Below are 11,226 nucleotides of genomic sequence, written 5' to 3'. Positions count from 1 at the left end.
TGGACGCATAGCTCAGTTGGTAGAGCAGCTGACTCTTAATCAGCGGGTCCTAGGTTCGAGCCCTAGTGCGTCCACCACTCCCCTCCCATCGTCGCTTGCGCCCGGCCCCTGCGGTCCTCCATGATTTGGACGCAAACGCGCGGCAGGACGGTGTCGCCACCCGCCCGCCGAAATCGAGGTCCGTTGCTCGAGCCGACTGCCCTGTCCGAGCCGACGCGCCTCCGGCGCCTGCGCGACCGCTTTGGTGAGCGATCCGCCGGCTTCCTGCTCGCGGTCGCGCTCGAGGCCGGGATCGTCCTGCTGCTGTTCACCATGGCGCCGTGGACACCGCAGGAAGAGCCGAAGAAGATCGCCGTCTTCGGCATCAGCCCCGACACACCCCCGGCCGCGCAGGAGCCCGAGGCTGCGGCCGAGCCCGAAGCCGCCGCCGAGCCGCAGAGCGATCGTCCACCGCCGCAGGCCGATCCTGCCGAGCCGGTGGAGCCCCCGGCCCAGCCTGAACCGGCCGTCACCGCGCCGCCCGCGATCCCGTCCTGGATCCCGATGACCCGCGACCAGATGGCGGCGGCGAACATCGCGCCGCGTCAACGCCCGCCAACTGCGTCCTCACCCGGCCGCAGCCGTCCCGTCTTTGGCCCGGTGGATACCGGCGCCGGCGCGAACCTGTCGGGCGACAGTGAACGGGTGGGCACGGCGCCCGGTGGCGAGCCGCTCTATGCCGCGGCCTGGTACCGGCGCCCCTATCCCGATGAGCTGCGCGGCTACCTGTCCACCGCCAGCGGCCCCGGCTGGGGGCTGATCGCCTGCCGGACGGTGGCGCAGTTCCGCGTGGAGGATTGCGTCGCGCTCGACGAATCGCCGCGCGGGTCGAACATCGCGCGCGCGGTGCTCGCCGCGGCGTGGCAGTTTCGCGTCCGCCCGCCGCAGGTCGGCGGCGAACTCAAGGTCGGCGAATGGGTCCGCATCCGGATTGACTACGACCTCCAGCCGCGCTGACGTCCGCGCGTTTGCCGGCCGCTCTCAGGACGGCAGGTCGATCACCGCCGCGCCGTCCGGAAGGTCGCGCAGCCGCAGGTGCAGCCGCTCCGGCACCGTCTCGACCGGAATGGCGATGCTCGGCTGCGTGAAGCCGGATGGCACCGGCACGGCGTGGATGAAGCCGGGGTCGGTCGCCACCGCGTCGATCAGGAACAGGTCCGATCCGCTGATGCGGCACGGCCCTCCACGCGCGCAGGTCGCCGCGCTGATCACCGGCAGGCGCACCAGCGTGCCGAGCGGCTGCCACGCGCTCGTCGCGTCGCCCCGCACCAGCCTGAACTCGAGCAGCCCGAACGCCGACGCGCCCAGCACCGCGCTGGGCTCTACAGATGCGACGGCGACCCGGCGGTCCTGGAGGCGATAGCCCTCGCCCGCCGACAGCCGCGCCGCGCCCCCGCTGGCGCTGCGAAGCTCGAGGCTGTCGTCCGGCTGCAGGCTCGCGCCCTCCGGCACGGTCGCGGAAAAGGTCAGCCGCCCGCCCGCCGGCACCGCGTCATCGCCGATCAGCCTGATGCCCACCGGTCGGGCCGGCACGGTCACCGTCTTGGCGAGCAGCGCGATCTGCGGCCGGTCGCGCACCGCGCCGCCAAACGGCACCGATGCAGGCGCGGCACGCCCGTGCTGGCGGATCAGGATGGCGGATGCTCCGGCCACCGCGCTCCCGGGCACGGTCGCGGTCAGCCGCTCTCCGGACATCGTGAACGGAACCGCCCGCTCCGTCCCATCAGCGGATTGCACCGCCACTGCCGCCACGCAGGCCAGGTTGCCGCCCTGCATCTCGGCCGACACATCGCCACCCCGCTCCGGCCGGCGTTGCGCGGTCAGGCGCCATGCGCCGCCGTCGCCGCCGGCCAGCATGACCGGCACCGGCGCCATCGGCTCGAACCCCCACGCGCCGCGCAACTCGGCCTCGACCTGGCCCTCCACCGCCGGCACCTGCGCGCCCGGTGCCGGCACCAGCCCGCCGCGCAGCGCGTCCGCCACCAGCGGCACCTCCGTTCCGGCCACCCGCAGCCGCAGCTGGCGCGCCAAGGGCGTCGAGAACAGGAGCGGCGCATCCTCGACCGGGATCATCAGCCGGGGGTCGGCGGCGCACAGCGCGCCCGGCGGCGATGCCAGCCGCGGCGCGGCAAGGCTCGCGGTGCCGACCGGCGGCAACGCCGCCACCAGCACGGATTGCGGCGCCTCGAACGACGGCGCGGTGTTCAGCAACAATCCCGATCCGGTGGCGCTAGGCACCGCCAGCGCCGGGATATACTGGTAGTCGGCGGACTGGAACGCCCCCAGCAGCCGGCCGATGTCGCGCACGACGCTGATATAAGGGCTGTACGCGCCCGCGCCGCCGGCTGGAGTCGTGCTGACGCGATAGGCGAGGTCCGCGGGCGCCCCGGTCAGCGTTTCGGCGAGCGACGTCCCCCGCGAGTTGTAAAGCACGATGGAATCGCGGCTCTGCGTCAGGCAGGCTGCCTGGCTTCGCGGCTGGCGCCGCAGGCACTCCGCATCCAGCTGCACGGCAAGGCTGCGGGCCAGCGTGGTGGACGCCGCCTGGATCCGGTCGGGTGCGGTCTCGCCCACCCGCTGCACGCCGGCGACGAACGCATCCAGCCGGGTGCGGTCGATCGACGCTTGCCCAAGGTCGCGTGCCGCCCGCACGAAGATGCCCGGCCGTCCGCGCACGGCGTCGCGGATCGCGTCGAACCCGCCGCCCGTGTTCGGCGCCAGAAAGACGATCGCCTGTTGCGCGCCTTCGGGCACCTCCACCTCGATGGCATCCTCGCCGCGCCGCCAGGTACGCGCGCGGTGAAACCAGCTCTCGGGCGGCGGGTTCGTCACGCCGCGCAGGAACGCGACCACCAGCAGATACCGTTCCGACTGGTCGGGCGGCAGCAGCGGCTTCACGCGGATGCGGTCGCCTTCCTGAAGCGCGGGCACCTGCGCCAGCCGAAGCGTGTCATCCCCGCGCGTGACGCTCGCCTCCATGTCCGGCCCGGCAAGGTCGAAGAAGGCGGACTGCGCCGTTGCCGGGATCGGCAGGGCGGCCGCGGCCAGAAGTGCGAGGATCAGGGCCGGCCGGAAGGTTAACGTCATGATCTTGCTCTAGACCACGCGCTTTCCCGCGCAAGCATCCGGCTCAATCGCCGGCGGCCAGCGCCTCCAGCAGTTCCATCACCCGCTCCGCCCGCGCGTCCGGATCCTCGATCCGCTCACGCACCAGCCAGCGGCCCTTTTCTTCCGCGAACGGCGCGGGGGGCTCGGCCCGCCGGTCCACCGGCGTCACCGCGATGGCACCGGGTCCCGCATCGACCTGCCGAACCCCGGCGATCTCGGCCAGCGCGGCGATGCGCGCGGTGCGGAGCAGACGTGCCGCCTCGGGCGGGATCGGGCCGAAGCGATCCTCCAGCTCCGCCTCGAACGCGTCCACGTCGCTCGGCTCCTCCAGGCGCGACAGGCGTCCGTAGAGCGACAGCCGCAGGTCGGGCTCGGGCACCCAGCTTTCCGGCAGGCGCCCCGCCGCCTGAAGGTTCAGCGTCGGCCACCAGCGGTCCTCCGCCTCCCCCCGCGCGACCCGCAGCGCATGGCCCAGCAGATGCTGGTAGAGGTCGACGCCGATCAGCTTCATGTGCCCGGCCTGCGCATCGCCGATCAGATCGCCCGCTCCGCGCAGGTCCAGGTCGCGGGCGCTGATCGCAAAGCCGGCGCCCAGCCGGTCGAACGCCTGCAGCGTGCGCAGCCGCTTCAGCGTCGCCTCACCGATGGTCGCGTCGCCTTCCGTCAGCAGCATGATCTGCCCGCGCCGGCCGCCGCGGCCGACCCGCCCGCGCAGCTGGTGCAGCTGCGACAGGCCGAAGCGGTCGGCACGGTGGACGATCATCGTGTTGGCGCGCGGCACGTCCAGCCCGGCCTCGATGATGTTGGTCGCCAGCAGAATGTCGCCGTCGCCCGCCGCGAAATCGACCATCGCGCTGTCCAGCGCGTCGACCGGCATCTTGCCGTGAGCCACGACCACCGACAGGTCGGGCACCAGCCGCGCCAGCTTGGTCGCCAGCGGATCGATGTCCTCGATCCGTGGCACCACGACGAAGCTCTGGCCGCCGCGCGCATGTTCGCGCAGCAGCGCCTTTCTCACCTGCTCGTCGTCGAAGGCGGCGACGGTTGTGCGGATCGGCTGCCGCCGCGCCGGCGGCGTCGCGATGACGGAAATGGACTGAAGGCCGATCAGCGCCGACTGCAGCGTGCGTGGAATGGGCGTCGCGCTCAGCGTCAGGACATGGCCGGCACCCAGCGCCCGCAGGGTGGCCTTGTCCTTCGCGCCGAAACGCTGCTCCTCGTCGATCACGACAAGCGCCAGGTCCGCAAAGGTCACGCCCTTGCCGCCGATCGCGCCGGTGCCGACCACGACGCGGATCGATCCATCGGCCAGCCCCGCCTTCACCCGCTTGCGTTCGGCAGGGGTCGACAGGCGCGACAGGCCGGCAACCGCGATGCCGCTCTCCCGGAAGCGGGCGGCAAAGGCATCCAGATGCTGCCGGACGAGCACGGTGGTCGGCGCGACCACCGCCACCTGGCGCCCCGCCAGTGCCGCCAGTGCGGCCGCGCGCATCGCGACCTCCGTCTTGCCATAGCCGACGTCGCCGACGACCAGCCGGTCCATCGGCCGGCCGCTCGCCATGTCGCTCCTCACCGCGGCGATCGCGCGGGCCTGGTCGGGCGTCTCGGCAAAGGGGAAGCCCGCGCTGAACTTCTCGTAATCAGCGGTGTCGGGCACGATGGGGTCGGTCCGGCGCGTGTCGCGCTCGGCCGCCAGCTCGGACAGCGCGCGTGCGCTTTCGGCGATCGCGGCATCGATCTCGACCCGGCGCTTCTGCCAGCTTCCCCCGTCCAGCGCGTCGAGCGTGACCGCATCCCGGTCCGCGCCATAACGCCAGATGCGGCCGGCGTCCGCAACCGGCACCAGCCGCCGTGCATCACGCGCATATTCGAGCATGATGCAGTCGCCCTCGCCACCGGGTGCGGGTTCCAGGCCCTGCACCACGCCGATGCCGAACTCCTCGTGCACCACCACGTCGCCGGGGTGGAGCTCGCCCGCGCGGCCAAACGCGGCATCGACGACCGATGTCTGCGCCTCGGTGACGAGAGCGCGGCTTCCCAGCAGGTCGCTGGCCGCCACCACCGTCAGGCCACCGACCACGAACCCGCGCTCCACCGGAGCCACGAGCGTCATGGCGCGGCCCTGCTTGGCCGTCAGCGCGTCGCCGAACGACGCGACCGGCTGGAGGTCGAGCCCCAGCCGCGGCGCCAGGAACCGGATGTCGCGCGCCGACCCCACGATCAGCAGCGCGCCGTCATCCAGCGCCGCCTTGGCGAAGCGCTTGAAGGCGCGCAGCGGATCGCGGTGCTCGACGAAGCGCGGCGGCGGGTCGCCGGCCTCACCCTCGATCGCCACGGCGTCGCGTCCCGCCTTTGCTTTCTCCCACGCCGCGCGGTCGACCAGCTCGCGCGCGGCGCGGCGTCGGCGCCCGCCGTCGCCGGCCAGCGCAAGGAAGCGGTCGCGTCGCGCCTCGGCATCGCCGTCGATCAGCAGCCCCGCGCCGGGTACATGGTCCAGGAGCGACACGCCGTCGCCCAGGGGCGGCTCCGTCGCGCGGCCGATCGCCACCTCGGCCACCTCGTCGGTGCCCAGCTGCGTCACCGGATCATAGTGGCGGATCGATGCCACCACGCCGTCCGCCGCTTCGATGCGGACCGGCGCATCGCGATCGGCGGGGAAGATGTCGACCACCGCCCCGCGCACCGCCACCTCGCCCGGCTCGTCGATGCGATCGTCGACGATATAGCCGAGCTCGATCGCCGTGTCCGCGAACGCCTCCAGATCGATCGTGTCGCCGGTGCGGATGCAGGGCGGCGCCCGGTCGAACGCCTCGGGCGCTGGCACGCGCAGCGCGCCTGCCTCGGCGGAGGTGACGAGCAGCACGGTCGCCGCGCCCTTGTCCGTCGCAGCCATCCGCAACCTGCGCATCGCCGCGACGCGCTGGCCGACATTGGCGGGGGATGGCGGCGCTGAGTCGCCCGGCAGCGCGTCGCTGGCGGCAAGATGGATCACGACCGCATTCGGCGCCATGGCGGCGGCGATGGCGGCGATGGCGCCTGCCCGCTGCTCGTCGGCCGCCAGAAGGATGCGGCTGGTTGAACTGTCCACCAGCTGGGCGGCGGCGACCGCCACCGGCACCGTCGCATCGGCCGCGCGCAGGGCGGCATCGGTCGTCTTCTTCAGCATCGCGGCTCCAAAGGCCGCTTGTCGGCCGGTGGAGCTAGAACAGTGGCGGGGGGCGGCTGTTCCTGCCGATTGATCCAAAGCAATGGCTCCGCCGTCCGGGCGGAGCCGGATCGGCGCGGTCAGCCCCGCGCGAAGCGGCAGGGGCCGCCCTTTCCCAGCGCCCGGGCATAGGCAGGCCGCGCATGGGAGCGGTCAGTCCCGCGCGAAGCGGTAGGGGCCGCCTTTTTCCAGCGCCCGGGCATAGGCCGGCCGCGCATGGATACGTGCCAGCCACGCGGCCAGGTTGGGATGATTGCGGTCGTTGAGCCCGGCGCGCGATTGCGCCGCCTCCAGCGGGAAGCTCATCATCACATCCGCACCCGACAGCCGGTCGCCGGCAAACCATTCGCGCCCGGCGATCTCGGTTTCCAGCCAGTCGAGATGCGTGTCGATCATCCGCGTCACCGTCGGCCGGACGGGACGGCCGAGCAGCCCCATCTTCTTGACCACCAGCGACAGGAACAGCGGCGGCATCAACGAGCCTTCCGCATAATGGAGGAACTGGCGGTAACGAAGCGCGGCGTCACGATGCGGCGGCGGACCGAGCCGGCCGGTCTTTTCGACCAGATAGTCGACGATCGCACCCGATTCGATGATCGTGCGGCCGTCGTCCTCCAGCACCGGCGACTTGCCGAGCGGATGCACCTGCCGCAGCGCCTCGGGCGCCAGCATGGAGGCGGTGCGCGCATAGCGCCGGATCTCATAAGGGAGCTCGAGTTCCTCGAGCATCCACAGGATGCGCTGCGAGCGGCTGTCGTTCAGATGGTGGACGATCAGGCTCATCGGGGCGCTCCGCTTGGGGGTGGTCGGCCGCAGCCGTCACCGGTTGGCAGCCGGGGCCGGATCGCACGCGATCCGGCCCCGGCTGCGATCGATCAGACGTCGTCATCCTCGCTCGGACCCGCCATCAGCTCCTCGGCGACCTGGTCGGTCCGGCCGCGGATCGCATTCTCGATCCGCGCCATCACGTCGGGGTTCTCGCGGAGGTAGACCTTGGAATTCTCCCGGCCCTGGCCGATGCGGACGCTGTCGTAGGAGAACCACGCGCCCGACTTCTCGACGATGCCGGCCTTCACGCCCAGGTCCAGGATCTCGCCGACCTTGGACACGCCCTCGCCGTACATGATGTCGAACTCGACCTGCTTGAACGGCGGCGCCAGCTTGTTCTTGACCACCTTCACGCGGGTCGCGTTGCCGGTCACCTCGTCGCGATCCTTGATCGCGCCGGTGCGACGGATGTCGAGGCGGATGGACGCGTAGAACTTCAGCGCGTTGCCGCCCGTGGTCGTCTCCGGGCTGCCGTACATCACGCCGATCTTCATGCGGATCTGGTTGATGAAGATCACCAGCGTGCGGCTGCGGTTGATCGACCCGGTGATCTTGCGCAGCGCCTGGCTCATCAGCCGCGCCTGCAGGCCGACATGGCTGTCGCCCATCTCGCCCTCGATCTCGGCGCGCGGCACCAGCGCCGCGACCGAATCGACCACCAGCACGTCGATCGCGTTGGATCGGATCAGCGTGTCGGTGATCTCCAGCGCCTGCTCGCCCGTGTCGGGCTGCGACACGATCAGCTCGTCGATGTTGACGCCCAGCTTCTTGGCATAGACCGGGTCGAGCGCATGCTCGGCATCCACGAAGGCGGCGGTGCCGCCGGCCTTCTGCGCCTCGGCAATGGCGTGGAGCGCAAGCGTGGTCTTGCCCGAGCTTTCCGGCCCGTACACTTCCACGATCCGCCCGCGTGGCAGGCCGCCGATGCCGAGCGCGATGTCGAGGCCCAGCGAGCCGGTCGAGATCGTGTCGATCTCGATCTTCTCCCTGCTGCCCAGCTTCATCGCGGAGCCCTTGCCGAACGCCCGGTCGATCTGCGCCAGGGCCGCGTCCAGCGCCTTCTGCCTGTCCGATGCTGCCGCCGTTGAAGCTGCCACGTCGCCCCCGATCACCTTGAGTGTTGCCGCCATGCTCGCGTCCCTCCTCCTAGACCGGGGCGAAACCCCGTTCAAACAGGAAGCGACCGTACATCATCTGTTCCGGCGGAACAAGTAGAGAACATGGTGCCGCCGTCAGGCGAGCAGGCCCTCAACCGCGGCCTTCACGCCGTCCATGGTGAACGGCTTGGCGAGCACGGGCACGGTGCCGTGGCGCGACGGCCGGTCCGATCCGGTGCCGCCGGTCGCAAGCACGAAGGGCAGATCCTTGTCGGCAAGCGCATCGGCGACCGGCCACGACGGCTCCCCGCCGCGCAGGTTCACGTCGAGGATGGCCGCGTCGAACTCGCCGCGGGACACGAGGTCCAGCGCGCTGCCGACGCCGTCGGCGGTTCCCGCCACGCGGTAGCCGAGCGAATCAAGGAAGTCCTCCAGCATCATGCTGATCAGGGGCTCGTCCTCGACGATGAGGATGGACGGTGAGTTGTTCATTTCGTGCGAGCAATAGAAAATGAGGGCGGCCTGTAAAGGATTAAGTCGCCGCCAAAGTGTCCCGCGCTGCTTCAGCCAGCTGCTGGACCGAAAAGGGTTTGGGCAGGAACGACACCCGCTCGATGGTGATCGACTTGCGCAACTGCTCCTCGGCATAGCCGGACATGAACAGGATCGGCAGGTGCGGCATCCGCTCGCGGGCGTGCCGGACCAGCGTCGGGCCATCCATGGTCGGCATCATCACGTCGGTGACCAACAGGTCGATCTCCGCGCCGTCCTCCAGGATCTCAAGCGCTTCCTCGCCGTGCGCGGCGGTCAGCACCTTGTATCCGTGCCGGCTGAGCGCGCGCTCCGCCACCGCGCGCACCATGTCCTCGTCCTCCACCAGCAGGATGGTGCCCGACCCCCACAGCTCCGCGGCGCGCCCCTTTTCCTTCAGCGGCGCCGGCGCCGATGCGGTCTCCGCCTTGTGGACGGGCAGATAGATCACGAACCGCGTGCCCTCGCCCACTTCGGACTCGGCGAAGATGAAGCCGCCCGACTGCTTCACGATGCCGTAGACGGTGGACAGGCCCAGGCCCGTGCCCTTGCCCACTTCCTTGGTGGTGAAGAACGGCTCGAAGATCTTGGACAGGATGTCGGGCGGGATGCCGGTGCCCGTGTCCGTCACGCTCATCGCGGTGTAATCGCCGACCGGCAGGATGTCGCTGTTCATCCGCTTCACCTCGGCGGCGGACAGCGAAAAGGTCTGCAGCGTCACCGTGCCGGCCTCGCCCTTGGCCTGGATCGCGTCGCGCGCGTTCACCACCAGGTTGACGATCACCTGTTCCAGCTGGCCGGGGTCGGCGCGCACCGCGCCCAGCGCGCGCCCGTGCGTCACGTTGAGGCCGATGGTCTCGCCCAAAAGGCGCTTCAGGAGGTTGAACACCTCGGAGATCACGTCGGGCAGCTGCAACGTCTGCGGGCGCAGCGTCTGCTGGCGGGAGAAGGCGAGCAGCTGGCGGGTCAGGCTCGCCGCGCGGTTGGAATTGGCGCGGACCTGCTGGATGTCGTCATAATCGCTGTCGCCGGGCGTGTGGCGCATCAGCATCAGGTCGCAGTGGCCGATGATCGCGGTCAGGATGTTGTTGAAGTCGTGCGCGATGCCGCCGGCAAGCTGGCCCACCGCCTGCATCTTGGTGGCCTGCGCCACCTGCCGCTTCAGCTTCGATTCCTCCGTGTTGTCCTTGAGGGACAGCAGCACGGCGGCGTCGCCCAGCCCGCGCGCGCCCGCGATCGACAGTGCCACCTGCTCGTCCGGCCGGCTGCGCAACCGCACGGAGATGTCTCCGGACAGCGCCTGTCCGGTCGCGAAGCGGCGCACAGCATCGGCAACCGCGCCCTTGTCCTCGCGCACCACCAGGTCGCCCGGGTAGACCGGCGTCGCGCCCTCCGGCAGGCCGGCGGCACGCGAAAAGGCACCGTTCAGGAACAGGAATCGGCCGTCGCGGTCGGCCAGCGCCAGCGCGAAGGGCAACATCGCCAGCAGCGTCTCGACATGCCCCTCGTCCTGCGCGCCGTTGGCCGCGCCCCCCTCGTCGTCCAGGATGAACACCAGCGTCGGCGCATTGCCGTCGGACGGGTCCAGCGGCACCTGCACCAAGCGCAGCGCGCCGCCGACCGTCTCCTCCCGCACGAAGCGGACACGCCCGTCGGGCTCCAGCGCCATGAACGCGCCCAGATCGCGCCCGGCGATGATCGCGTCGCCGCGCCCGCCGGCCCGCATCGCGAATACACGGTTGGCCGCCTCGATCCGCCCGGCTCCGGTCAGCAGCAGGCCCATCACGCCGGCCTCGCCCAGCCGCTCGCCCGCCGGACCGGTCAGCAGCCGCGCGGCGTCCACCGCCAGGTTCGATCCTTCCGCCAGCCGCACGCGCCACACCAGGTGGTCGGCATGCCTCCCGGCCGTGTCCACCGTCAGGGTGAAGGCCAGGCCGCGCCGCTCCAGCCGCTCGACCCGGCCGTGCCCGTCCCGCCGCGCGTCGCGCACCGCGGCCTGCATCATCGCGGTTCCGGCCTTGTCTTCCGGCAGCTGGCCGGGGCTCGGTCGATCGGGGAACCATCGCTCATAGATCGCATTGGCGCTGCGCACGACGCCGGACGGATCGGTCACGATCACGGCCGTGCCCTCCTGCTCGCCGATCGCAGCGGAAACCAGCGCCCAGTCGGTCGCCGGCTGCGCCTCGGCCAGCGCCGTCTCGCCGGTCCGCCGCCCCAGGAACAGCACCGCGCCCGCGACCAGCACCAGTCCGCCGGCAAAGGCGATCGCGACCGCCGCGCCGCCCGCCGCCCACAACAGCCCGCCGATCAGCAGCGCGCCCGCGATCAGCAGGGCGACGCCGCCCAGCGCGCCGGCCAGTGGTCTTTCGGGCGGAGCGTCGGCCAGCAGGTCCTGGATCAACGGCCGGCTGCTCATGC

Annotated in this window: 7 protein-coding genes and 1 tRNA gene; 2 read left to right on the top strand and 6 right to left on the bottom strand. The window is 71.3% G+C overall.

Annotation, left to right across the window (positions count from 1 at the left end; genetic code table 11):
• Window position 1: 1 nt before the first annotated feature.
• Together GGR88_RS03500 and GGR88_RS03495 are read left to right on the top strand one after the other, a co-directional pair.
• A tRNA-Lys gene (locus GGR88_RS03500) sits at window positions 2-77 on the top strand.
• A gap of 106 nt (window positions 78-183) precedes the next feature.
• The gene (locus GGR88_RS03495) at window positions 184-996 is read left to right on the top strand and encodes a hypothetical protein (RefSeq protein WP_167953065.1); all 813 of its coding nucleotides are present in this window, start codon (window positions 184-186) and stop codon (window positions 994-996) included.
• A 24-nt stretch (window positions 997-1,020) separates the two neighbouring features.
• Here GGR88_RS03495 and GGR88_RS03490 read toward each other — a convergent pair whose 3' ends face one another.
• From GGR88_RS03490 to GGR88_RS03465, 6 genes are all read right to left on the bottom strand, one after another.
• Window positions 1,021-3,126, bottom strand: coding sequence for a hypothetical protein (locus tag GGR88_RS03490; RefSeq protein ID WP_167953063.1), 2,106 nt, complete (start codon window positions 3,124-3,126; stop codon window positions 1,021-1,023).
• 43 nt (window positions 3,127-3,169) lie between these two features.
• On the bottom strand, window positions 3,170-6,313 hold the full coding sequence (locus GGR88_RS03485) for a helicase-related protein (protein ID WP_167953061.1): 3,144 nt from the start codon (window positions 6,311-6,313) through the stop codon (window positions 3,170-3,172).
• A 192-nt stretch (window positions 6,314-6,505) separates the two neighbouring features.
• Window positions 6,506-7,135, bottom strand: a complete 630-nt coding sequence (locus tag GGR88_RS03480) for a glutathione S-transferase family protein (protein ID WP_167953058.1) — start codon at window positions 7,133-7,135, stop codon at window positions 6,506-6,508.
• Window positions 7,136-7,227: 92 nt separating this feature from the next.
• The gene (recA, locus tag GGR88_RS03475) at window positions 7,228-8,310 is read right to left on the bottom strand and encodes a recombinase RecA (RefSeq protein WP_167953056.1); all 1,083 of its coding nucleotides are present in this window, start codon (window positions 8,308-8,310) and stop codon (window positions 7,228-7,230) included.
• 102 nt (window positions 8,311-8,412) lie between these two features.
• Entirely contained in the window at window positions 8,413-8,769 is a 357-nt protein-coding gene (locus GGR88_RS03470) for a response regulator (protein WP_167953054.1), read from the bottom strand.
• A gap of 40 nt (window positions 8,770-8,809) precedes the next feature.
• On the bottom strand, window positions 8,810-11,224 hold the full coding sequence (locus tag GGR88_RS03465; RefSeq protein WP_167953052.1) for a hybrid sensor histidine kinase/response regulator: 2,415 nt from the start codon (window positions 11,222-11,224) through the stop codon (window positions 8,810-8,812).
• Window positions 11,225-11,226: the final 2 nt, after the last annotated feature.

The organism is Sphingomonas jejuensis, assembly GCF_011927695.1.
Lineage (GTDB): Bacteria > Pseudomonadota > Alphaproteobacteria > Sphingomonadales > Sphingomonadaceae > Sphingomonas_K > Sphingomonas_K jejuensis.
The sequence above is the reverse complement of the archived record's forward strand: the minus strand, read 5'-3'. Positions and strand labels throughout refer to the sequence as shown.